At 44.3% G+C, this 25,200-nt stretch carries 19 protein-coding genes; 5 read left to right on the top strand and 14 right to left on the bottom strand.

Annotation, left to right across the window (positions count from 1 at the left end):
• Positions 1-86: 86 nt before the first annotated feature.
• From DES35_RS01480 to DES35_RS01420, 13 genes are all read right to left on the bottom strand, one after another.
• A complete protein-coding gene (locus DES35_RS01480; RefSeq protein WP_235183062.1) occupies positions 87-575 on the bottom strand; it encodes a polysaccharide deacetylase family protein in 489 nt (162 codons plus the stop codon).
• Positions 557-1,468, bottom strand: coding sequence for a hypothetical protein (locus DES35_RS01475; RefSeq protein ID WP_037357930.1), 912 nt, complete (start codon positions 1,466-1,468; stop codon positions 557-559). The genes DES35_RS01480 and DES35_RS01475 overlap by 19 nt, the downstream gene beginning before the upstream one ends.
• 55 nt (positions 1,469-1,523) lie before the next feature.
• Complete coding sequence (locus DES35_RS01470; RefSeq protein ID WP_114365602.1) at positions 1,524-3,773, bottom strand: glycosyl hydrolase family 18 protein; 2,250 nt, start codon at positions 3,771-3,773, stop codon at positions 1,524-1,526.
• Between the two features lie 10 nt (positions 3,774-3,783).
• Complete coding sequence (locus tag DES35_RS01465) at positions 3,784-6,420, bottom strand: T9SS type A sorting domain-containing protein (protein WP_125039375.1); 2,637 nt, start codon at positions 6,418-6,420, stop codon at positions 3,784-3,786.
• A gap of 185 nt (positions 6,421-6,605) precedes the next feature.
• Positions 6,606-8,435: a putative porin gene (locus DES35_RS01460; protein WP_160171968.1), complete on the bottom strand. Its 1,830-nt coding sequence runs from the start codon at positions 8,433-8,435 to the stop codon at positions 6,606-6,608.
• Positions 8,436-8,472: 37 nt separating this feature from the next.
• Positions 8,473-9,693 carry a glycosyltransferase family 4 protein gene (locus DES35_RS01455; protein ID WP_114365600.1) on the bottom strand — a complete coding sequence of 407 codons (1,221 nt, stop codon included), beginning with the start codon at positions 9,691-9,693 and terminating at the stop codon, positions 8,473-8,475.
• Positions 9,668-11,164: an LptF/LptG family permease gene (locus tag DES35_RS01450; RefSeq protein WP_160171967.1), complete on the bottom strand. Its 1,497-nt coding sequence runs from the start codon at positions 11,162-11,164 to the stop codon at positions 9,668-9,670. The genes DES35_RS01455 and DES35_RS01450 overlap by 26 nt, the downstream gene beginning before the upstream one ends.
• An 11-nt stretch (positions 11,165-11,175) precedes the next feature.
• On the bottom strand, positions 11,176-11,811 hold the full coding sequence (locus DES35_RS01445; RefSeq protein ID WP_037357914.1) for a LolA family protein: 636 nt from the start codon (positions 11,809-11,811) through the stop codon (positions 11,176-11,178).
• Positions 11,811-14,276 (bottom strand): FtsK/SpoIIIE family DNA translocase, encoded by a 2,466-nt coding sequence (locus tag DES35_RS01440; RefSeq protein WP_114365599.1) that lies wholly within the window; start codon positions 14,274-14,276, stop codon positions 11,811-11,813. Before DES35_RS01440 ends, DES35_RS01445 begins: the two co-directional genes overlap by 1 nt.
• A gap of 62 nt (positions 14,277-14,338) precedes the next feature.
• Positions 14,339-15,745, bottom strand: coding sequence for a murein hydrolase activator EnvC family protein (locus DES35_RS01435; protein WP_051889255.1), 1,407 nt, complete (start codon positions 15,743-15,745; stop codon positions 14,339-14,341).
• Positions 15,720-16,487 carry a DUF4292 domain-containing protein gene (locus DES35_RS01430; RefSeq protein ID WP_114365598.1) on the bottom strand — a complete coding sequence of 256 codons (768 nt, stop codon included), beginning with the start codon at positions 16,485-16,487 and terminating at the stop codon, positions 15,720-15,722. The genes DES35_RS01435 and DES35_RS01430 overlap by 26 nt, the downstream gene beginning before the upstream one ends.
• A complete protein-coding gene (locus tag DES35_RS01425) occupies positions 16,484-18,214 on the bottom strand; it encodes a tetratricopeptide repeat protein (protein ID WP_114365597.1) in 1,731 nt (576 codons plus the stop codon). Before DES35_RS01425 ends, DES35_RS01430 begins: the two co-directional genes overlap by 4 nt.
• A gap of 3 nt (positions 18,215-18,217) precedes the next feature.
• A complete protein-coding gene (locus DES35_RS01420; protein WP_114365596.1) occupies positions 18,218-19,222 on the bottom strand; it encodes a sugar phosphate nucleotidyltransferase in 1,005 nt (334 codons plus the stop codon).
• 143 nt (positions 19,223-19,365) lie between these two features.
• Between DES35_RS01420 and DES35_RS01415 the strand changes: the two genes are divergently transcribed.
• From DES35_RS01415 to DES35_RS11475, 4 genes are all read left to right on the top strand, one after another.
• Positions 19,366-20,667: an exonuclease domain-containing protein gene (locus DES35_RS01415; protein ID WP_114365595.1), complete on the top strand. Its 1,302-nt coding sequence runs from the start codon at positions 19,366-19,368 to the stop codon at positions 20,665-20,667.
• A gap of 129 nt (positions 20,668-20,796) precedes the next feature.
• Positions 20,797-21,396 carry a LemA family protein gene (locus DES35_RS01410; RefSeq protein ID WP_114365594.1) on the top strand — a complete coding sequence of 200 codons (600 nt, stop codon included), beginning with the start codon at positions 20,797-20,799 and terminating at the stop codon, positions 21,394-21,396.
• Between the two features lie 9 nt (positions 21,397-21,405).
• Positions 21,406-21,840 (top strand): TPM domain-containing protein, encoded by a 435-nt coding sequence (locus DES35_RS01405; protein WP_114365593.1) that lies wholly within the window; start codon positions 21,406-21,408, stop codon positions 21,838-21,840.
• Positions 21,833-22,576 carry a TPM domain-containing protein gene (locus tag DES35_RS11475; RefSeq protein WP_114365592.1) on the top strand — a complete coding sequence of 248 codons (744 nt, stop codon included), beginning with the start codon at positions 21,833-21,835 and terminating at the stop codon, positions 22,574-22,576. Before DES35_RS01405 ends, DES35_RS11475 begins: the two co-directional genes overlap by 8 nt.
• 534 nt (positions 22,577-23,110) lie before the next feature.
• Here the strand turns inward: DES35_RS11475 and DES35_RS01395 are convergent.
• Complete coding sequence (locus DES35_RS01395) at positions 23,111-24,289, bottom strand: acyl-CoA dehydrogenase family protein (RefSeq protein ID WP_114365591.1); 1,179 nt, start codon at positions 24,287-24,289, stop codon at positions 23,111-23,113.
• Positions 24,290-24,430: 141 nt separating this feature from the next.
• Here DES35_RS01395 and fabG point away from each other — a divergent pair, with 141 nt between their 5' ends.
• Positions 24,431-25,177 carry a 3-oxoacyl-[acyl-carrier-protein] reductase gene (gene fabG / locus DES35_RS01390; RefSeq protein ID WP_114365590.1) on the top strand — a complete coding sequence of 249 codons (747 nt, stop codon included), beginning with the start codon at positions 24,431-24,433 and terminating at the stop codon, positions 25,175-25,177.
• Positions 25,178-25,200 lie beyond the last annotated feature (23 nt).

Genomic DNA, 25,200 nt, shown 5'->3' with positions numbered 1-25,200 from the left:
TACTTTTACTAAATGGTGAATTTAGAAACCTTTCATCGATTTAAGCAAAGCTTAATAACCGGGACCGGCTGTTGATAATGTGTAATTTAATCCAACCAATCATCTATAACTTCAATTTCGGTAAACGAAAGTATAGGCAATGATGGAATAGACCATATATTCAATGTACTTTGAGTGATTGTATTCCATATCGAATGTCTTATGCCCGTATATCCGAATTTTTTACATGTATCTATTATTTTTTTATTATTTGCTCCATCACCAAAGGGTAATGCTAGAAATAATTTGTTTTGTCCGGTGACGTCTAAAATCCAATCGCGACTCTCGCCAATTTCTTCATCCAAGAAAGTTTGATAGTCCTGAGATGACATTTGATTGGCCATTTGTTCAAGAAATGGATGATACATGGTATGTGAACCTATGTGGAAGAGTCTGCTATTACGGATGGTATCACGCTCCTGACTGAGAAGCCAAACCTCAGGCCAAGTCAAATAATCAGGAAATACAGAGACCCACCCCGGCACAATAAAAAAGGTCGCTGGCATATTTAAATTTTTTAACAATGGGGCTGCAATATGATAATCAGAACTGAAGCCGTCATCAAATGTAATGATGACAGATTTACCTCTGAAACCTTTTTTCCTTTGTATATATCCTCCAATTCTTCAATTGATACTACTGTATAGCCTTTGTTTTTAATATACGTTAAGTCGTTTTCAAAATCCCAAACCGACCGCTCATATAAATCTGAAGCTGTATCTAAAGTTATTTTGTGATACATAATCACCAAGGCCTTGTAGTCAGTAAATTTTTTAAACTTAAAAATGCGGCTTTCCGTTGGGATAAAAATTTCATTACCTATAAATACTTCATCATCGAAATCAACTGAATACGACCTTACTTCAATGCTGTCTCCTCTTCTGAAATCAAAAGTGTTTTTATCATTTTCGCTTTGAGTTTCTTCGCTGTAGAGTAAATTTAGTGAAAGAGATTTGTTGTCACATTGTCTGAAAATTTTTGCATGATCCTTGGACCTTCTGGTATCAACATTTATAATGTAAACATTATTACCACCGCCTTGTATAGTGAAATAATGCTTTCCGGATGCAAGCCTCTTTCTAAACTGCTGAATGACCCTTCCCGAAACATCAGTAACTGTAATCTGAACAGGCTGATCCATGTCGATGGAGATCCGAAAATATGTTTCACAAGAATTAATATTATTAATAACTGAAAATCGTTTTTGATTGTCAAATACATTGAAATCAAATTCAAAGTTACTTTCTATCAATTCAAATACATCGTTTGGATAATACAAGGTTGTATCGATCTGCCTGGATATATTTATAATTTTAATACTATCTATTTTTAAAAGGTGATTGTTGTGATAATTTTCAAATTTTAATACATATTTTTTCTGACCAAATGCCAAAACAGAGAAAAAATATAAGATTAAGATTGTTCTCATAAGTTATTTACTTTTATTTTATGGAAAAAAATTTTATTTTCAATGACAATTTTTGCTACGTATAATCCTGTTTTAATGTTTGTAAATTGACTTTCTCGATTTCCGATTTGATTGTTGAAGAATGAACACACTGACCCCATACATTATAGAGTTTTATTTCCAAAGGGTAAAAATCTGATTTAATGGAAATCCATTCTGTAGCAGGATTAGGAAGTATTTTCAACAAAGAAATTTCATTTTGAATACTAGTAAGATTCCTTTTATAATTAAATGAAGACTGCTTGACGAATTTCAAGTTAGCCCCCCTTTTCGGGTCCCTGTCAAATGTACTAAAACCAACAAAAGTGTTGTTGTGATTTTCCAATGATTCAATAATGATGACCAGGTTATCATTTTTATTCCAAAAGTTTTTTGATAGATGATTTGAAATTAATTCAGTAACATCAAAGTTCAAAAAACCAAATCCGGATTCAAATTCAGGTAAATCAAATATTTTTACATCGCAATATTGTACGGAACTTGTCCGATGATATGGGCCGTTAGAATGGGTAAAGGTTGTCGGCGAATTAGAATCCTCAACATAAATCCTTGCATTAATTGTATCGCCAGAGCTGATCCCTGCATAGAATAATTCCAGTATTATTAAGTCAAAAACTGTTTGATCATCAAAGGGGATATTTTCAAATCGTAAACCGTGAATGTACGAGACAGAGTTGTAATTACCAATGTATTGAGTATATACAGTGTGATTGTACGCTCCGCCACCAATTGAATTGCGAGCATCATCTGTACTACTTGAAACTTTAATCACAATGGTATCGCCGGCAGGCTGATGTATTTCGGACAGTAATCGGATAGTGTTAATGCGTATATTAAATGTATCCAACGCCTTTATTTTCACAATAAGTGTATCAGGGTAGATTGCCTGTATAAAACTCAACAAACTATCTTCACAAAGAATTTCGTAGCTGATATCAAAAGGTATTCTGATATGTAAAAATGATACAGGAAAGTAAGAATTTCCACCATCTCCTGAAATACTCACTTCAATTCTGGCTGAATCATTTCCGCAGTCTGTACACGACCCTATTAAAATAAATTTTAGTGTATTTGCATTAATAAAATTTTCTTTTTCTTTTAAGATAAAATACAACAACACTTCAGAACCGAGTGCATTTGATTGTGCATGGGACTTATTGAGTATAAGAAGATTATTGATATCGGACCAATCGACTGAATGCACTGAATCTGGCGAGAAATTTTTTTCGGTTAATCCCTCGTCAAACCATGGATTGCCTCCCAGATGCCAAACTGAAAAATTTGTAATTCCATAAGAAGCAGCTGTTAGTAATTTTTTTGATAAAGATAATGCATCTGAAAACCAATAGTAATCCCCGTTTTCTTCCCAGAAAAGCTCATAAGAATCAGGATCTCTTGTAGCATTGAGATAATTTGGATTTTGCAAAATCTGCGAAAATGTTCTCAATGGTTGCGCAAAATGACAATTGTCGATATCAATCAATTCGCTAGTTGTGTATCCATAAGAATTTATTCCCACCACTATTTTACTTACATCACCAATTTGTAAAATACTATATTCTAAAACATTTTTAAACCAATTCAATGGTGCTACTGGAGCATTTAAATTACAATAGAAATAGTCGTAAACCATTATTACAAAATAATCTACTGGCAACCATTTTAGTTGATTATAACTCCACAATACTGCATTGTCATCCAAGTGATTTTCAAATGGTGGCCCAATAATACATAGCATTTTGCTGTGGTAGTGAAGGGTATCGCCCAGTAGAGTAACAAGTTGTTTAAAATTGTTCCAATGGATGGGTTGCCACAATTTGAACTGTTCAAAATTTATTTCTACACCATCAAAATCATTTTCAACCACAAATGATAGAGCATTATTAACGAAATAATTGATTTTTTGTGTATCTTCCAGTAATTTTTTAAAGCTGGAGAACGCGCTATTAAATGCTCCGCTTATGGTAACCAGGTTATAGGCAACATTTGATCTTAAAAACTCATAATTTGTAGCGGTGTTATGATTGCAAATAAATCCATCTTCTTTCAAATCTAAATAGCCATTTTCATCCACACTCAAAAACTCAGACTTGACCACATTAATAAATCTTCCATCGATGATTTCATCATACGCCCAGCACGTAGGATCGACAGCCGAATAGCCGGGATATGTCCATCCTTGCAGGGTCCACTTAGGTAAATATTGCCCAAAAGCAAACATTGTAGTTGTGTAAAGTACAAAAAAATACAGTTTTTTAAATTCCATTTTTCGTTGATTAAAATGGTTTTAAATCCAATGTAAAATTTGCATCTTTTACTATCCAATAGCTTTCCTTAATGCGCTCTTTATAAGGCCAGGCTTTATCCCATCTCGGCCAGAGCAGGCGGTAAGGTGTGGGAAGGCCGCACTGTTCATTTCTGAAAGCTGTAATGAAAAATCCATCGGTTTTTCTTCGTTCATTTTGTTTTGTCTCTCTGTAGTCATGCACTACTTGGTGGTCACTGGGATCTGCCACAAGCAGATACGTCCAGGGAATTCGAACTACAAATTCAAGGGAGTCTAGCCATATGATTGCGTGCTTATTGATGTAAGGTTCATCTGGCTTTTTCACATAAAAATGACCTATAGTATCTACTTCAAAATCACGATACCCATTTGTAAACCGCAAGATTTCCCAAGGTTTTCCATCTGTTTTGGTTGAGTGCCATTTGGCCTGTGGAGGAGCAAAGGTCGGGTCGATGTGGTAGATGTTGATGGCAAAAGGATTGTAGGCCTCTGTAACGTACAATTTCCCAGTATCTGCAGTGATCATCAGCGCAAATTCAGCTCTGGAACCTGTGAGGATACGTCCGTTTGGCAGAATGCTTTCGCCAAGTTCCGGATCATAGGTGTCAATGCCAAACCACAGGGTATCGCTTCCCTGTAAAGGTTGTCGTAATCTGACCAGTATGTAGAAAAAGTCTTGCCCGTAATCATAAGTTAATTTCTCAAAACAACTATTACTTAGTACCGGCCATCTGTTAAAAGTAGGGCTGTCGGTTTCAAATGCCAGCAGACCAAAATTTTCTTCCGCACTGACCACATTGTGCCATAATGCTCTGCGATCTCTTGTCGGACCATAGGGATTGGTATACCACATGGTTTTAAACCATTCGTCCATCCATGCAAAGACATATCCGCCGGCACAGTGTGTCTGATGGATATTTTGAATCATTCGTATGTTGTAGAATGCTTTCTTCTCTTCCGTATGACCACCGTGATGCATACCACTGTGCGCATAAGAAGCTGTTCCCCAAGAAGTCGGTACGCCATACTCTCCCAAAAGCAAAGGCTTATTACCGTAATGATTTTTTAAGTCTGTCAGATAACCCAGATAGCTATTGGGGCCGTATTGGTCTGAAAACGTTTGATATCCGGGATCATCGCTGATGAAATTGGGATAATATGGATAAGCATGATAGCTGGCAAAATATCCTCCGTATGCTTTTTTTAGCTTAAGACCAGTAAGATCTACTTGTGCTATGTCCTCATCGGACAGCTCAGGCAGCTCTGTAGGATGATGTAGGGGGTCGAGTGTCGGCCATGAAGAATTGCCTATGGGTCGTTGTACACCATAAGTTTCCCATTCGTGTTTGAATGCAAAGTCAATCATTTGAGCATACCAGGCTTCTGATGGAGATGCGCTGTCAATGGACACGTATTCTCCATCCCAGGAGGTTTTTGTAGGATTTAGAGTATCGGTTCCTATAATTTCGTAAGGTTCGACTTCTCTGCCGAGCATCCAACACATAATCCAGGGAGTCACATCCAATGCATATGTGCCTGAAGCTCGGCCCGGTCTTTCGGGAATTGTCCGGTTTCCGTGCATAGCATCAATTACCTCTTCTATATCGTTTCTGTATTCTTGCTCTTTGTCATAGAGATTGTATGTCACGAATTCGTCATCGAGCCAAATACCTTGGTTGAGCCATAGCGGACGTTCGATATGCTCCGCGTTGAATTCGTCCAGTACTTCATAGAAGCGTGGATAATGTATGGTATAGGTTCGAAAGGAATTGTATCCTGCCTCCCAGATTAATTTCAGCCATCTTCTGTATTCTTCTTTACTGGCTGCTAGTTCTCCCGGATTGGTGCCAGGTGTGGATATACCGAGGCAGATGCCATTGATAAAAACAGGAGCATAACTGCCATCAGATTGATGACGAGCCAGATAATGATCTACACATTTCCATGGTAGCGAGTCGTGCTGATGTAGTACAAAAAATCTTTCATCTCGGTCAGCCGGTATGAATCGCTTGTTGACGTAATCCTTATACCCGGGTGCTGATATGGTGAGCTGATATACAGAAGGATCTAAGGTTTCAAGAGAAATATCCTGAATGTCTCGGATGTTTGGAGATTGGGTACCACTGCTTATGACCAGGAGCTTAGTACTATGAGAAACCTTTCCATCGGTAAGGACAGCTAAATACATACCGGGAGGCAAATAAGCTCCATTGTCCATAAGGGTATGAAGTCGATAGTTGTTAATGCCTTTTGGATACAATTTGTTTCTAAATGCCGTAAACAAAATGCGTCCGGAGCGATCGGCTATGTAAAGGGTAACTTTTTTTTCCCGGTTTAGATAGAAGGGAATTACTGTTTCCCGGTAAAATGGATTGGGATAATTTCCAAAGACATATAGACCTTTTTTTTCCGCCTCTGTATCGAAGAGTTTCAGGTTGATTTCAAAGACGCCTTGTGCATTGGTACGGGTTGTGAATTTCTCTCCGGACTCATTGACAAATTCGACCAAAGCGTTGGAAATTGGCTGTGCATAAATATTTCTTACTGTCCCTTTAAATGCATGGCCGTATTTGGGATATAGAAATAACAAGAGAAGAATGGTTGGCCAGAATATTTTTTTCATCATTTCTTTATCCACTTTTAGCTGGTAAAGGTAAACAAAGATAGACCTTAAGCTACTTTAGAACTTTACAATTTTCGGTAAAATATTTAGGATTTTTGATAATTTGAATATAAAATTTTCAAATTGATTTTGATAGCTTGAAAGGAACTCTACACTTCCCGAGTATTAAAAAAATCCAGTAAAAGGATTTAATTGAAAAATCTCCACAAAATTCCAACTCTCAGGAAGGGATCTGCTACAGGATAACCGGCTGCTGCAAAGTAATTAAAAGGTGTAAGCCAGCCGGCGGTGGCATTTTCGTATCTTACGGTGATGACAGCGTTTTTAATTTGAAAATGCATGAATGCATCTGCGATAAATGTATTGCCAATCAGGCCGGAATTGGCCAGATAAAAAGTTCCGAGCACAGGTGTATAACCCATTGCCTTAAACCGGCTTACGTACATTCCGCCTACTCCGGCGATGACGCTGAGATTGCCCCTGAAAAGAGAGAATTTAGCGAATACGTCAGCCTCAGCAGCCCACTGTGGAAGCCTGAGCACTTCGCGGTCTGAGATTTGTTGATTGGTTATCCTATGTCTGTAAGTCAGGAATTTGGCAGGTCTGTATTCTGTTCTCCACTGAAATTGGGCTATCGAGATAGGTCCCTGATGTTGTACAGGTCTCAAGTCGTCGCCTATAAATAACAACCCTTGATTGATCCATGCTTTTGCTTCCAAGGTGCCTACTATTGGCAATTCCACAGTTCCTCCCATTTCGCGGTATCTGATGTAGCTGAATGTGCGATTCCAAGCAGTGAGATTGGAGAGGTGAAGAACGAAGAATGTGTGGGGCGCTTCCACGGAGTTTTTTATATATGCTTTGGCACTGTAGTGCTTAAACCAAAAAATGCTGGCAGCAGCCTGTAGCGAAGATGTTCCAGAAGCTTCACCCACGGGATGGTGGCTTATTCCGGCAGTCAGAAGCAATCTATTCAGCTTCCAGCTTACGTCGCCATACAATCGGAATTGTGAGAAATACCGGCTGTGAAATCGGCCTCCGTGTAAACTGTGCTGAAATCCGGCACCTGCTTCAGCATAAGCGTTTTTGCTCAATTCAGCGAAGAGGAATGCCTCATTTCTAAAGAAAATAAACGCAGTACTGTCATCGGTCTTTTCAAAACTGTAGTAAAAATCTCTGAAATACAAAGTATCATCTGGTCGGTGAGATTTTATGTACTGGTATTTTTCACCAGAGTAGTACATGCGATGACCTATACCTGTAACAGAAGAATATTTACGACCGGTTTCGTCAGAATCTGAAATGGCAGAAATCAGACTGTACCGATGCTGAAAGTAGGCTTCCTGAATGGAAGACACACTCCTGCCTTCTCTGAACTTCACTGGTACAAGTGGTCGATCGCGCCTTGTGTTTTGAGTAAAGACCGTATCAAAACGCAAACCGCCATTTTCATTTGACAGCTGACGCTGATATGTATAATAACCGGTGAAGACATATCTTTTATCAGGAGAACAATAATCGGTCGAAATAGTAAAATTGGACCTTTCAGTATTCATATGAGGATAGAAGCCTTCGGAATTTAACCTTTGCCAATGCAGATTAAAGTTCCAGCGGGAGTGTATGTTTTGTGTGTGAAAAATGCGAAAAAGTTGCCCGCGATTATATCCTTGCAGATATCTGGCTTCGGTAAGCGGTGCAGTGACTTTGAAAAAAAGCACCTGCTCTTGCCTTACTCTGTTGTGATAAAAAGGGTAATTGCCCCAGTGCAGATACGCATGGTACATCGGATTGTAAATGGGCTCAAAAACGGGTGCACCCAGGTTTCCTGCCTCCAATCTGAGTCGAGAGGTGGACTCGTCGAATGCAAATCCACCGTAAAGCTCCGGCCTAAAGGCCGTATCCAGCATTTTAAAATCCGATTGAAGGGTTCGGTATTGAAAGGCTACCGAAGGAATTGGCTCGGGCCATTGAAATTGGGCTTGAAGTGAAAGTCCTGAAAAAACAGCACAAAATGCCATTGCAACCTCTTTTGAGGTCTGAAACTTTTTTTTCAATTCAGTAAGCAATTCGGTTTTCGGAAACCTGCCTGTAAAAATTGACCAATGACAGGGATATACTGTCGAGATTGTATTGACTTTCGATGAGTTTTCGGGCATTATAGCTGAGCGTTATGCGCAGCTCTTCATCATCGAGCAGCAAGGCAATGGCGTGTGCAAATTCGCGTGGATTATCGGCAATAAGCAGATGCTCACCGTTGACCACATTCACCCCTTCTGCCCCTATGCCGGTAGAGATGACCGGAATGCCTAAGGCCAGTGCTTCAAGCAGTTTAATTCGAACACCACTGCCACTAAGCAAGGGTATGACGGTAATTTTGCCACCCAACAAAAACTCCATTGGCGAATTTATTTCTCCGTAAAATTTAAGCCGTTCTCCTCTGTAATGAAGGTATCTGGGTGGTAAACCACGCCCGGCTACATGGAATTCAGCATCGGACACTAGTGCTTTAACCAATGGCCACACTTCTTTCAAAAACCAATCTAACCCTTGTCGGTTGGGCAACCAATCAAAGGAGGCCAGGTAAACGATTTTTTTCTTTCCGTATTTGAAATTTGAAAACTGCCGCATGGAGCCAGGCTTCAGGCCAAAGTAAATGGTATAGACTTTTTTAGGTTCTTTGGTCATCAATGTGAAATCACGGCTGTCAACATCGGAAATCGGCAAGATACAGTCTACCTGTCTGCAGATGGATTCTTCAAATTTTTGCAATCGGTGGGCCTGCAGTTTTACATAATAGTGTTTTATCCCTTTGTTGTGTTCCAACCATCTGTTCCAAATTTTATATTCTACGTTGTGCGCTCTGAGACTCACAATACTTTTTGGAGAGTACTTACGGATTGCAGGTAGATAGACCCCCATGAAAACTCCCTCGAGCTGAACCACATCGAACCGATAGTCTTTTAGGATCTGAATAAGACGATCTTCAAATTTCCTGTTGTAAAACCGGCTGACGTGATACGACTGGCGAGTAAACAAGCTCTTAAGGACACCCCATAAAGTAAAATCGGTATTGACGCGCATGGATTTGATGTAGAGCTCCCCTGGTTCATCGAAACTAAACTGGGTGGGGTGTACATAAACCCGACTGGCATTCAGCGCAAAGAGATGTACCTCCATGTCTTGCGACAGCAGACCGCGGATCATATTGAGAATCGCTATGCTGCTCCCGTCTCTGCCGGGATAGGGATATTTATTGGTCAGCAGCAGGACTCTCATGGTACTTTATATTTATTTTTTTCAGGTATTGTAGTGGTTTAATCAGCTTTTGCCAGGTTTCCCATTGCATAATGGCGGAATCTGTGGCCGATTTATAGACCAAAAATACGGCAAGAGGTGTAAAAATCAGTGACGGAAGCCAAATGGAAAACCATGGTTCAAGTACGATCTCCCTTCCAAGTTTTTCAATAGTAAAACTAGTGACATGATATACAATAAAAGTACACACACTAATGACCACCGGCATACCTAATCCTCCTTTACGAATTATAGCGCCGAGAGCAGTTCCGGTAAAAAACATAATAAAAGCCAGATAGGCCAAAGCTAATTTTTTGTGCTTTTCGATGTGATAGCGGGCTATCACCTTGCGCCACCAATGGAACTCCAATCGTGCCTGATCAAAATAGGATTTGTGACTGCGCGCCAGTCGGAGCGCATTTTCGAGCACCACTGACCGCTGCTCGGAGTTGAGTCCATGCAGCATATCCTCAGGAATCAATGCAGCAGTGTCCTGAGGTGAGTTTTCATAGTCAGTGGTAAAGCCCATTTGTGCAGCAATGACTGCATTTTCATTGTGTGTTGTAATGCGCTCAAGCATAGCTCCGTTGAGCTCGTTGATTCTCTTGTCAAAAACTTTTCGTATGGAATCTGCTGCCACTGTGAGCTGATTGATGGTAAGCATCGAAAAGTCTTTTCCGGTTTGTCTTTTGAGGTCTCCTGACTCAAATGATGATAAGTCGAGCCGAAGGATTGACTTGTCAAACGAGGACCTGGCGAAGGGTCTTCGCTCTAGCTCACTCCTCTTCCGTGCCTGAATTTCCTCGTATGAATAGCCATTGTAGAGAGTGATTTCTAAGAATTGTTTATCTGGAGTCACGCGCATTTCTCCATTGGCAGCACTGATCACTTTGATATTACCGAGGCGATCGGTGTGATCGTAAATGATGATGTTTTTCAATTTGCTTTTGTCTTCTCCGTACTTTTCGCCTACTTTGATGTTGAATCCATCGATGCCGGCATAGAAGACTCCTGGTTTGATGTTGAGGGCTGGTTTTTTGCTGGCGATGTTGCGCAGCAGTGTTTCCCCTTTTAGATTGGTGACGGGTATTACATAGTTGTTGAAGAGAAATGAGATCACAGCAATCGCGGTCACAGCCCAAAAGAGTGGAAACATCATACGGTACAGGGATATTCCGGCTGATTTTAAAGCCGCCAGCTCCATATGTTCTCCCAAGTCTCCAAAGACCATCAGCGAAGCCAGCAATACACTCAGAGGAATGGCCTGAGGTACCATTTGCGCGGCAAAATACAGAAGAAGCTCAGCAATGTAGTACCATTCCACTCCCTTGCCCACCAGGTCGTCGATGTACTTCCATACCCACTGCATCAGCAGAAAGAGCACCATTACCACAAATACAATGGCAAAAGGGCGGAGAAAAAGTTTTAGAATGTACCGGTCAAGGATTTTCACTTCGGCCTGTACTATTGTATGATTTTATAGCCTTTGTACTTGTCTTTTGTAAAAGTAATGGTACCTCCTGCTGTATTTTCAGCAATTCTCAAAATCTTAAATGTAGTTGTGGTTCCGTCTCTGCCTCGCTGAGTCATACTTTGGAGCTGATGGTTTTTGGGGTTGATTACCACTTCTATATAGTCAACCTCGGCACTGGCTTTGGGTTTTATGACCACTACTTCATGTGTGATGTTGTTGATTTTTACTTTACCACCGAGGTAGTAGGTATGCCCTTCGCGGTATTGGTTTAAGATGGCTGAAGGACTTAGAATGTCGTTTTCATCGGGTTCCATTACCTGAATTTCCTTATCGTCGGGCAGGATATTATATGCTTTCGTGCCGTCATAAATTTGCTCCATATCCATGAAAAAAAGGTGATATTTGTTTCCTTTGAGCATGAGTTTCCCTTTCTCGGTCTGTGTCACAGGAGGAGTGGCTTTTGGATTTTCGAACTGGTATTCAAATTCTATGGTGTACAATTTTCCGGATTGAAGCTTTTCCACAGCGACGTTCAGCAGTGCTTTTGCTTCTTTGTGAGTGGTCTGTCCGTGTGCAGTAAGTAGTACTGCTGTGAAGAGCATCGGGAAAAAGGAAATTTTATGCATTATTTGGCGAATTTTTCTTTGAGGTTTTTCAAAATGTGTTCCAGCTCAGCTTCGTCTTTAACCAGCACCTGGCGGGCTTTGCTTCCTTCAAAAGGCCCAATGATACCTGCAGCCTCCAGCTGGTCAATAAGCCGGCCTGCCCTGGCAAATCCCAATCCCAACTTTCGCTGAATGAGGCTGGCACTTCCCTGTTGAGTAGCAACTACCAGACGGGCTGCATCGTCAAATTTGCTGTCGCGCTTGCTCAGGTCTACATCAAGTATGCCGGGTTCTTCATCATCGCCTACGTATTCGGGCAGTAAGTAGGCAGAGGGATAGCCTCGTTGAGAACCGATAAAGTCAACGATATTTTCTACCTCAGGAGTATCGATGAATGCACATTGAAGGCGAATTAAATCATTGCCCGTAGAAAGCAGCATATCGCCTCGTCCTATCAGTTGTTCGGCACCTCCAGTGTCGAGAATTGTTCGGCTGTCGATTTTGCTGGATACCCGGAAGGCAATTCTTGCCGGAAAGTTGGCTTTGATCACGCCTGTGATCACGTTGACCGATGGTCTTTGGGTGGCAATAATCAGGTGAATGCCTATGGCACGTGCCAGTTGAGCGAGTCGGGCTATGGGCGTTTCTATCTCTTTTCCGGCGGTCATAATCAGATCGGCAAACTCATCTATCACAAGTACGATATAGGGAAGGTACCTGTGTCCTTCCTCGGGATTGAGTCTACGCTGAATGAACTTGGTGTTGTATTCCTTTAGGTTGCGGACATTGGCTGCTTTGAGTAATTCATACCGATTGTCCATTTCTATGGTCAAAGAATTGAGCGTGTAAACGACTTTCTTTGTGTCGGTGATGATGCTTTCCTCGCTGTTGGGAAGGCGAGCAAGATAGTGTCTTTCGATTTTGTTGTAGAGATTGAGTTCTACTTTTTTAGGGTCAACGAGTACAAATTTTACCTGAGAAGGGTGCTTCTTATAGAGGATGGATGTGATGATGGTATTGATACCGACGGATTTTCCCTGTCCTGTGGCGCCAGCCATAAGCAGGTGTGGCATTTTGGTCAAGTCTGCCACAAAGGTTTCGTTGCTGATGGTTTTTCCGAGGACCAGTGGAAGTTCCATTTCGGTGTTTTGAAATTTTTCGCTGACCAATAAGGTGCGCATTGGTACGATCTGAGGGTGGGCATTGGGCACTTCAATTCCAATGGTACCCTTTCCGGGTATAGGGGCAATAATGCGTATACCCATGGCTGCCAGGCTAAGAGCGATGTCGTCCTCCAGATTTTTTATTTTAGAAATCCTGATTCCAGGAGCCGGCACTATCTCATACAAGGTAACCGTAGGACCTACAGTGGCCTTAATTTTTGATATTTCAATGCTGTACTGCTGGAGGGTTTCTACGATTTTGTCCTTATTGGACTCCAGCTCGGCTCTTTCCACGGTGATTTGCCTGCTGCCGTAGTCAACCAGCAGTTCGAGTGTGGGTGATTTGTAAGAAGAAAGTTCCAGGGTGGGGTCGTACTCGCCATATTTTTTGATCAGGCGATTGGCTGTGTCGTCGTCGAGGGGAGATTCCTCTTTAACTTCGATTTCATCAATCGGTCTATTCTTTCCGACATCGGAAGGAGGTTGTTCATCTTGTTTTATTTCCACTGTGAAGGAATCATCTTCCTTTTCATCAGTGTTGGGAGATTCTCGTTCAGGGATAAGCTGGCTATCTGAGGTGTTGTCACTATTGGTTGGGGTCGAATGGTTTTTGAATTGCCAGGTTTCATTTGTGTAGTCAAAACTTTCAAGGGCTTCTCCGGCTGGTGTTGATTTTTTTTGTTTCTTTGATTTGAATGCAGAGCGGAGGGCAGCGAGCCACGATGCTACTTTTTCGGGTGTCCATTCAAAAGAGGCTGCTAAGTAGGTCAGCAAAGCAAAAAATAATACGGTATACGCTCCTGCCGGTCCGGCGGAACTCACCAGCCACCCGGCGAGAAAATATCCATTGGCTCCTGCCAAAAGAGCAAGCGAATCGGGTAAAACAAGTCCCAGAAAGGTTGGCAGCCAGATGATGATAAACAAGAACCTGATCAGCACAGTGGAAAATCCGCGGAATCCCAGATTGAGCGCCAAGCGCGAGCCCATTTGAAACAACACATATACCCAAGCGAAAGCAGCCACACCTGCAGAGCGGTATACCATGGAGTGTGCCAGTGCTGCTCCAAGCTTGCCCCAGAGGTTTCGAACCGTGAAATCTCTATTGGAAATTAATTGCCAGAAGGTTTGGTCGAAGGCGCTCATATCGCTCTTCCAATAGATGAAATAGCTTACCAAAGACCCCGCAATGAAGAGTGCCGAAAACAACAGAAAAAAGCCTGCAAACAGCTTATAGGCGGGCTTGCTCAGCAAGTCGCTGAAGTGGAAGGCTGCTCTAGAGTTCTGGCTGTTTTTGGTTGATTTTGTGGCCTTTTTTGGCGGCATCAGGGATTTTTACGGAAAGTGCAAATGTATGATTTCAAAACCAAGGTTCTCTTAAACTCTTGCTACTTCTGAAGCCACAGCATGGGGTCCATGTGTCTTGACTCCTCCCAGACTTCAAAGTGTAAAATCGTCTTTCCTTCTTTAAAGTCGGTAAACACCGTACCCAGCTCTTGCCTGTTTTTTATCTTGTCCCCGCTCTTTACCAGTACATTGATTAGATTGGCATAGACGGTAAAGAAATTTCCGTGTTTTAGCAATACTGCCATTGAGCCATCAGGCAATTGCAGCACTCCGGTAACTTCCCCGTCAAACACAGCTTTGGCCTTTGACCCTTTTTCTGTGGCAATGTTGATTCCCGGATTTTCGACCACCACATACTTCGCTACTTCGTGCTGCTGCTTTCCATATCGCTGTACCACTATGCCTCTATCCACAGGCCAGGGAAGCCTGGCTCTGTTGGCAGCGAAATTAGCCGCTAACTGACGGGCTTCAGGTGTAGATTTCAGAGCATCGGCTACAGGACCTGTCGAAGCCGCAGGTGCCTCTGGTCGGCTTGCAGGTGCTGAAGCCGTGGCTGCTCGTCTTGCAGCATCGTTTTGAGCTCTTTTTCTGGCGATGAGCTTCTCGAGCTCAGTGTTGGGCGTTCGTGCTGTGTAATCTTTTCCTTTTACAAGGCCTTCTGAGGCAGCCCGCTCTTCTAAAGCCTTGCGTTCTGCTGCTTCACGGGCACGCCTGATTTCGAGGGCTATCAGGCGCTGAATCTCGCGTTCCAGATCTTTGCTTTGCTTCTGCTTTTCAGCGATCTGGCGTTCCAGCTGACGGTTTTGAATATTAAGGGTTCTCACCAGTTCCTCCAGCATTTTTTTTTCCGCGGACAGTTGGTTGCGTTCATCTACCTGACTGGCGAGCAGTTTTTGCTGGCTGTTTTTTCGGGCTTGAAGTCGGGCGATTTGCTCCTGCAGCAATTTTTCCTTTTCGATGGTCAGATGGATCTGCCTCCTTCTGGCATTGGCCAACTGACGCAAGTATTGCATCCGCCTGATGGCCTGGTAGGCGTTCTGACTTGACAGGATAAACATAAGACGGGCATGTCGACTGCGGCTGTTGTAGGCCCGGCGTATCATTTCAGCATAGTTGTCTCGCTGAGTCTGAACTTCTTTTTCCAGTTCCAGGATTTCGCGTGTTGATTGTTCTATGTCTTGCTGGATAAATTGAAGCTCAGCTTCGAGATTATCAATCAGTTGTTCACGGATTTTTATTTTTTGGGAAAGCGTTTCGATTATGGTCAGACTGTTTGCCTGATTGGCTTTGTTTTCCTGTAGCAGAAAATTGGCAAGTTTTATTTCATCGAGCAGCTTAGCTCGTTGTTGTTGCAATTTTTCTTTTTGGGATATGCTCTGGGCACAAAGAGCTCCTACCGATAGGGCCAGGATGCATGCCACTTTACCAACGCACCGGAGTATATCCATTGGGTATTTCAGGAATTTTGATTTCAAAGTATTCGCTGCTTACCCGGTCGTTTGAAAGTATGAGATGGTTTTCGATGCCTTTGGCTTTCAATGTGAAAGTGATCATCCGGGGTGCGATTGTTTCGGATTGGCTGGTGTAATCATAGGCTGCCATCAGCCAGTATGGATTTCCTGACAAAATTTGTTTTCGGATTTTAAAATCAAAACCCGATATGAAAAGTTCTCCGTTGAGGTGGTCGGTCTGATCGATTGGGATTATGCTGTAGAGGTGAATGAGCTCGTGACCTTCTGTCTCTGGCTTCCAATGGGCATTCCAGCGGACGGGCAATGCTTTGACCAATCGTATCAGATCATCGGTGCGAATTTCGATGCCTGCAAGCCTGCTGATGTCTGTGCTGTTTCCGGCAATATAGGTTTTTTCCATGCGATTGATAAAGAGAAAGGTATCTCCATCGGCATACAATCTGGCTACTCTGAGTCCAAGGATTGGGTCGGAGACTTCAGCCAGTATTCGGTCTTCATTTTGAATTCGTATGTCAAAACGAAAATTTTGGTTGGCGGATTGATCTCTGTAGGTTCCTTTTCCTTTAAGGGTGAGATATGGATAGGAAGGTATTTTGGAAAGGATGCTTTCGGCTATAGAAGGAGCCGGCAACTCGGCAGGTCCTCTGGTGGTGGTTTTTTTTCCTTTGCAGGAAACTGCCAACAATGCTATTGCAATCAATACAGTTTTTTGGTTCAACGGAGTGAATGATTATTGATTTTGCTCAAAAGTTTGCTATTCTCCTTGTCAATGGCAAGTGCTTGATGCCATGCGACTATTGCTTCATTGGCTTTGCCAAGTGTGAAGAGTATATCTCCGTAGTGTTCGAGTAATATGGCGCTTTTGCCACCATCAATTTCGATGGCTTTTTTTATTTTGACAAGTGCCTCTTCATATTCTCCTCTTTTGTACAATACCCAAGCCCAAGTATCGAGTACTGAGGGGTGATCATTGGCTATAGACCCCGCACGGGTGATGAGCACAAGTGCTTTATCGAGATTTTGCTCCCGCTCGGCAAGGTAGTAAGCATAATTATTGAGAGCTGAAATGTTGTTGGGATCGATGTTAAGGGCTTTTTCGAAGTGGTCATCGCTCGCGTGGTGATTGGACAAGTGATGATTGCTTTCGGCCAATAGGTAATGCAACTGAAACTTTACCTGTTTGTTACCTACGCTGAATGGCAGGCCGGACTTTGCAAGTTCAACTGCTTTTTGGTAATCCGCTATCTGAAAGGCCGCCATGGCCGTGAGAACATAAAAAAGTGGATTATCTTGAAAGTTTGCGATGGCCTCAGTACCAAAATCAAGTATTTCATCAAACCTCTTTTTATCATTAAGCAGAAGCAAAAGGTTTTGATACACCGTTTCTTTTCTGCCGCCATTGCTGAGTGTTTTTTTATAGGCTTCTATGGCCTGATCAATGTTTCCTTCCCTGGCCAGAAGATCACCCAACATGGCTTGTGCCTCTGGTGAATAGGGGTGGTGGCTGGCCACATTTTCAGCCAGTTTTTTTGTCTCATCAAATGGGATCTCACTGAATTTCTGAACTAAAAACAGCAGTATTTCTACACTCCGACGCCCATCGAGATCGGATTGGGTCATTGCCTTTTTAAATTGATGCAGCGCTTGATCTTTTCGGTTTTTTTCGAGGTACAGGTTGGCAAGTTCGACCATCACTTCCCCATTTTCCGGAGCAATTCGCAGCCAATCTTTGAGAAGTTTTTCGCGCTTTGCGTCTTTTCTGAAGTATTTGTAGTGGTTGAGCAATGCTCCATTGATGAGGTCTGAGGTATTGTTGGTATTGCGAAGCTTTTCTAGTAATTTTTCGGCTTGTTTTGTTTTACCTAATTTGATAAGGATGTTGTATTTCCGGCGAATGATATCGTCTTGCAAGCCTGCTTTTTTTTCCAGTTGGTCCAGAATTTTTAAGGCAAGCTTGTATTCCATTGCCTCGATGTAGAGGTCTGCGGCTTCCAGTTGAAGTCCTTTCGCACCGCTTGGTACCAGCCTGGAGGCTTCCATCAGTGCGTCAGCTGCTTGTTTGTAGTAATTGAATTTTCTGTAAATTTCAGATTGTGCTACGTAGTACCAGTAATTCTGAGGATTTAGCCTGACTGCTTCTCCGGCATGGAAAAAGGCCTCTTCGGCTCGACCAAGTTCTTTGTAAATTTTGGATAAAATGTGGTGCACGGAATGTTCGTCTGGTCGAAAATTCAAACAATTTTTCAGAAAAGGTATGGCTTCCAGATAGTTGTTAATGGCGTATGCTCGATTGCCTTCAAAAAAATTGTTGTCAAATGGCAATGAGGCTGAGTGAGCTGCAGCCAGATCAGTACCTTCTTCTGGCTGCGCTACGGAGAGGATGGCAGCTGCCCATCCTAGAATTAAGAATGCGATTGATATTTTTTTTATTGGTCTATACTGCATGGTTTATTCCAATCTGCTGTAGTCGCCAATGCTGACTTCTTTAAAATTTCCATCGAAATATACGTGATTTCCGATCATGGATTGAGTCAACCCGACATTTTTGATAACGGTATCCCGGCCAATTATGGTCTGTGTGAGCTGTGCATTTTGTATGGTTGAATTTTCTCCAACGGAAACATAGGGGCCAATTTTGGAATTGACAATGCGGGCACCATTGCCAATAAAACAAGGTTCTGTAATTTCAGAATTTTCGATGTGTGCGTTCGGGTGAATGAGTTGTTCGTCATTTTTTACAAATTCGAGTATTTTCATGTTGGTTTCAAGGACTACTTGTTTATTGCCGCAGTCCATCCATTCATCTACAGCTCCTGTTTTGAATTTACTGCCTTTGTTTTTCATGTTTTCCATTGCATTGGTGAGCTGATACTCCCCTTTTTCTTTGATATTGTGGTCAATCAGATATTGCAGTTCGCTTTTGAGGTATTCCCCGTCTTTGAAGAAGTAGATGCCGATTATGGCTTCATCGGAAACGAAATGCTCGGGTTTTTCGACAAAGTCGGTGATAAAGCCGTTTTCATCTTTTTTCACCACGCCAAATTGTCTGGGATTGTCCACTTTTTTGGTCCAGATCACCCCGTCGAGGCTGCTGTCGAGAGTAAAATCAGCTCTGAAAAGTGTGTCTGCAAAGGCAATGACTACAGGTCCGGTGAGTGATGGACCTGCACAAAGTATGGCATGAGCAGTGCCCAGCGGCTGATCCTGATAATAAATGGTGCCTTTGGCTCCAAGCCTTTGGGCGACTTCTATCAGCATTTGCTCAGTTTCCTTGCCAAAATCTCCGATTACATAGGCAATTTCTTCTACTTTCTGACCACAAATTTTTACAATGTCTTCCATCAGCCGTTGGACCACCGGTTTTCCGGCTATCGGAATTAATGGTTTGGGTGTGGTAAGTGTATGCGGACGCAGTCGGGTGCCCCTACCTGCCATTGGAACAATTACTTTCATAATTCTGAATGCTCTTGGTTAATTGAAACTAAGGGCGAATTTACGGGCAAGGGTATGAAAAGTAACACATAAAATAGACCTAACCCTGTTTTTTTAGGAAAATTCAACCAGGAAGCTTGTGTCGGAAGAGTTACTTTGTGCTCATGTATGCAATTATCGATATCGAAAGCTCAGGAGGAAAACCCGGAAAGGAAAAAATCATCGAAATAGCCATATTTCGCTTTGACGGACAGCAGGTTGTAGACCAACTCATCAGCCTGGTCCACTGCAGCGGATACATTCAGCCCTATGTGCAGAAATTGACCGGTATTACGCCCAACATGCTGCGCAGGGCACCGAAATTTTACGAATTGGCCAAGCGCATTGTTCAAATCACGGAAGATGCCATCATGGTAGGTCATAATGTCGGGTTTGATTACCGGATGTTGGTGCAGGAATTTGCAGCTTTAGGCTATGAGTTCAATCGAAAGACACTTGATACCATACCACTGACACAGAAGCTGATTCCTGGATTAAAATCCTATGGTCTTGAGAACGTGTGTCGTGAATTAAACATTTACAATCCTCAGCGGCACAGGGCAGCTGGTGATGCACGGGTGACCCTGGAGCTGTTCAAAATACTGCTGGAAAAAGACCAGAAAAAGGAAATTCTCACTTTGGCCAGCCCGGGCAGCACGAATCTGGAAAAACACCCTGCTTCTGGCAAGCTGAACCGTTTGCTCGACCTGGTGCAGCCAAAGCCGGGTGTTTACTATCTGAGAGACCAGCAAGGTAAGATACTGAAGACCGGATTTTCAAAAAATCTCTTTGCCGAGCTGCATCAGCTCTTCTTGCTAGACGATACACTCAGCTCCAGCATCGCAGACTTGCAGACGGAACTCACCGGCAATGACTTGATTTCAAAAATCAAACTGTACGTCGAATCCCGGAACTTTTCGCTGCCTGCAACCTACGCATACCACTGGCTTCCTGAATGGCATATAGTATTTTCCGGGGGGAGGTATGGGCTGGTCCGACAGAAATCACCTCCCCAAGCATCTCTGATAAGTTTAGAGATGAGACATCAGGCCGTTCAGTGCATGAAAAAACTCCTCGATCAGCCCCTTCCCGACCATACCGAAGAAGCCATCGATCGGGTGAAACAATTGGTGTATGAACGAAAAGACATGCTGATACAACTCAGCGGGCGATCTCTGGATGAGACAGCCGTGATACTGATCGAAAACTACACCGCTGTGGGCTATGGTTACTACCGACTCCACCACGAACTCGTCCGATTCGAAGCATTTAAAAAAACCCTCTCGCCCATACCAGAAGATGCTGTCATCAGAGGATTTATAAGAGAATGGCTGCAGAAGCATGCGCACAACATCCGGCCAATACCAATGAATACACTACCAGGAGATGATGAACCTTTGTACAGCTCCGGGGAGACCCCATTGTAGCGAATGCTACAGAGGGATAAACTTCTGCCCGGCTATCGGCCTTTCAGTGTCAATCCTTTTAAATAAAACTCTGAACAATACTTCAGGCAAAAGTTCTTTTGAGCATACATTCGCGTGAAAATTTAAAAGATGAAAAAGGGAAATCTTATTTTATTGGTGATAGCAGGTTTGCTTGCATTGGTTGGTTTCAATGGCTGCAACACCTACAATCAGTTTGTGGAATTTAATGAAAACGCAGAAAAAGCCTGGGCCAATGTGCAGACGCAATACCAGAGAAGGCTGGACCTGATCGGCAATCTGGTAAAAACTGTACAGGGAGCAGCAGACTTTGAAAGAAGCACCCTCACCGAGATCACTGAAGCAAGAGCAAGAGTAGGATCTATCCAGCTCAATGCCAATGAATTGACAGAAGAGAAACTAGCCGAATTTCAGGCTGCTCAGGACCAAATGAGGTCAGCTTTGAGCAGACTGCTGGTGGTGGTGGAGCGGTACCCTGAGCTGAAGGCCAACCAAAACTTTCTGGAGCTACAAGCCCAGCTGGAGGGCACTGAAAACAGAATCGCCACAGCCCGAAGAGACTTCAACGACGTAGTAGCCGTATACAACAAAGCGGTTAAGAGATTTCCCGGCAGATTCTGGGCTTCAGTATTTGGATTTGAACCTAAAGCTATGTTTAAAAGCGAGGCAGGAGCAGAGAAAGCCCCGGAGGTTCAATTTGATTTCAAATAAAAGATCCTTATGGAAAGGGAATTTCTGACCGAGCAGGAAGTTCAGCGAATCGAGCAAGCCATAGTTGAAGCAGAGAAGGTCTGTCGAGGAGAGATTCGCATCCACATTACCCATAAGTCGGACTACGACGATGTGCTGATGGCAGCTGTGGATAAGTTTGCAGAGCTTGGAATGGACAATACGGAGGAACGGAATGGAGTACTGATTTACATCTGTCCGGTGAAAAAGGAATTTGCCATCATCGGTGATGAAGGTATCAACAAGTTGGTAGGTCAAGACTTCTGGGATGCTACCCGCGATGCCATGGTCCAGGAGTTTAAAAAGGGGCGTTTTGCTGATGGGCTGATTGCGGGCATCAAACAGGCTGGAGAATCGCTGGCCATGTTTTTCCCGGGGCGGCCTGCTAGCAAAAACCAGTTGCCAAATCACATTTCGTATGATTAAAAACTGGCTGGTTTCACTTGTTCTTTCTGTTTTTGGTCTGACATGGCTGCCGGCCCGCACCGAGAGCAGGCCGATTCCTACTTACAGGGCACCGGTCAATGATTATACGGGAGCTTTTCTAGCGCCTGTAGAAGCAAAAAAACTCAACCAGGAGCTCATCGCTTTTGAGGACAGCACTGGTATTCAGATAGCTGTGTGTATAGAGCCTACCTTGGGGGGTGAGAGTGAGTTTGACAGGTCATTGGCCATCGCGAGGGGTTGGGGGGTAGGATCAAAGGAATCCAACAATGGTGTACTGATCTATATCGCTCTGGAAGACAGAGCCATTTTCATCCAAACGGGGTATGGTGCAGAAGGGTTTCTGCCCGATGCCATTGCCAAGCGCATCGTGGAGGAAATTATGAAACCATATTTCAGGCAAGGTCGATATTACGAAGGGCTTAGGTTGGCCATACAGGCTATCAAAAGCAGAGGAGCTGAAGAAAATTTTCCAAAAGTCAAAGGTCAGAGAGGTGAGGAGATACCAATGTGGCTTATTGTTCTGATTGTTTTTGTCATATTGTTTATTATGACGCGTACACCAAGAAAAGGTGGAGGGCTGAAAGGCGGAGGGCCTGTGATTTTTCCGCCGGTGAGCAGAGGCGGTGGTTTCTCCGGCTGGGGAGGCAGCGCGGGCGGCTGGGGTGGATTCGGCGGTGGAGGATTTGGCGGGGGAGGTGCCGGTGGCCGTTGGTAGGTTTTAAGCCAGGTAAAAGGACTGGATTTAGCGACTTCGTAGATGTGATGTATCTAGTTTTTACTGTGAAATTTTTACTTGCTTACCCGGGCAAATGTCGCTAATCGGCTCATAGGCCGGTGGGTGATGATAATTGAATGGGAGGTATTTGCAAATGTTGCAGAGTGGACCGGGGAAATAGTCCCTTGATGAAATTATTGCACTGCATTGGTATGGGGGGTAAAATTTGTGAGTTTCTGAAGTTCATCTGGTTTTGACTAACGAGAGCCAACCTTTCTGATAGTGGCGGGCGAAATGCGCCAGGGCGGAGGCGGATATGAGCCGCAGCCGGCGGGCTTTGTGGCACAGGGGCGAGGAGGCGGAGCGGTAGCAAGCCACCGCAGCCCGATGTGCCACGCCCGCTCTGCAAGGTGAGTAGGAGCCGCAGACCGGCCCCCGGCCGCCGTTAAAAGCGGCCGGGGGAGGCGCCCAAACACTAGTAAAAAAAACGCTCAGGGGGCTTGTGAGGGTGCTGACGGCCTTGGTGAGGAAGTATTATTTGAAGGCGGGGATGCCGGTGATGTCGGCTCCGGTGATGAGCAGGTGGATGTCGTGTGTGCCTTCGTAGGTGATGACGGACTCGAGGTTCATCATGTGGCGCATGATGGGATAGTCGCCGGTGATGCCCATGCCGCCGAGAATCTGACGGGCTTCGCGGGCGACGCGGAGGGCTATTTCTACATTGTTGCGCTTGGCCATAGAGATTTGGGCTGTGGTGGCGCGGTCTTCGTTGCGAAGGGTGCCGAGGCGCCAGGCGAGCAGTTGGGCTTTGGTGATTTCGGTGATCATTTCGGCGAGTTTCTTTTGCTGAAGCTGGAAGGCAGCGATGGGCTTATCGAATTGGATGCGTTGCTTGGCGTAGCGCAGGGCGGTGTCGTAGCAGTCGAGGGCCACGCCGATGGCTCCCCAGGCGATGCCATAGCGGGCGCTGTCGAGGCATGAGAGGGGGGCGCCGAGGCCTGAGCGGCCGGGCAGCAGGTTTTCTTTGGGTACTCGTACGTTGTCGAAGACCAGTTCGCCGGTGGAGCTGGCGCGGAGGCTCCATTTGTTTTTGGTTTCGGGCGTGGAGAAGCCTTCCATGCCACGCTCTACGATGAGGCCGTGGATGCGTCCTTCTTCATTTTTGGCCCAGACGATGGCGATGTCGCAGATGGGAGCGTTGCTGATCCACATTTTACTGCCGTTGAGCAGGTAGTGGTCGCCCATGTCTTTGAAGTGGGTGACCATGCCGCCGGGATTGGAGCCGTAGTTGGGTTCGGTGAGGCCGAAGGCACCGAGCAGTTCGCCCGAGGCCAGTCGGGGGAGGTATTTGCGCTTTTGCTCTTCGGAGCCGTATTTGTAGATAGGAAACATGACCAGCGAGGACTGTACGGAACAAGTGGAGCGTATGCCGCTGTCACCGCGTTCGATTTCCTGCATCATTAAACCGTAGGAGATGTAGTCAAGACCGGCGCCCCCGTATTCCTGCGGAATGAAGGGGCCATAGGCGCCGATTTCGGCCAGTCCTTTGCGCAGGTGAGCCGGAAATTCTGCGCGCTGGGCATATTCTTCGATGATGGGAGTGACTTCTCTTTTGACCCATTCGCGGGTGGTGTTGCGCACGAGTTTGTGCTCTTCGCTCAGCAATTCATCCACCAGGTAGTAGTCGTGCGACTGAAATAAATCGTTGCTCATGCTGTTTTCGGGATTTTAATCTTTCGGGCAAATGTACCGCTGGAAGGCGATTGGATGGTAGAAGGCCTGTAATGCGCAAAAGGTTGACTTTGTAAAACGTGTCTATCTTTGGCACCGGGATTTGAAAAATTTGTCACTTGCATGAAATTGTTAGAGAATAAAGTAGCCTTGATCACCGGAGCATCCAAGGGGATCGGGCGTGGTATTGCCGAGGTATTTGCCAGAAATGGCTGTCAGGTGGCGTTTACCTATCTGTCGTCGGTAGAAAAAGGGCAGGCGCTCGAGCGTGAGCTCTCACAATTCGGTGTAAAAGTGAAAGGCTACAGAAGTGATGCTTCTGACTTTACTCAGGCTGAGGCATTGGTAAATGAAGTGTTGGCAGAGTTTGGGAAAATTGATGTCCTGGTCAATAATGCCGGTATTACGAAAGACAACTTGTTGCTGCGCATGAGCGAGGAGGATTTCAATCAAGTAATTAAGGTCAATCTGAACTCAGTCTTTAATCTGACCAAGGCCGTAATTAAGCCGATGATGAAGGCGCGCAGCGGTTCGATCATCAACATCAGCAGTGTGGTAGGAGTAAAGGGCAATGCCGGGCAGGCCAATTACGCAGCATCGAAGGCAGGAGCCATAGGTTTTACCAAATCTGTAGCGCTGGAGCTTGGCTCCCGCAACATTCGCTGCAATGCCATAGCACCCGGTTTCATCGAAACTGAAATGACTGCTGTACTGGATGAGAAAACCGTTCAGGGCTGGAGAGACAGCATTCCGCTCAAGCGTGGAGGTACACCGGAAGATGTAGCCAATGCTTGCTTGTTTTTGGCCAGCGACCTATCCGCCTACATCACCGGGCAAACCATCCATGTATGCGGTGGAATGCTGACGTGACGACTTCCGGCTAAGGAGGGATT

Origin of the sequence: Schleiferia thermophila, from assembly GCF_003337435.1 — a bacterium.
GTDB classification, from domain to species: Bacteria; Bacteroidota; Bacteroidia; order Flavobacteriales; family Schleiferiaceae; genus Schleiferia; species Schleiferia thermophila.
This window is presented reverse-complemented; position numbering and strand designations above follow the sequence as displayed.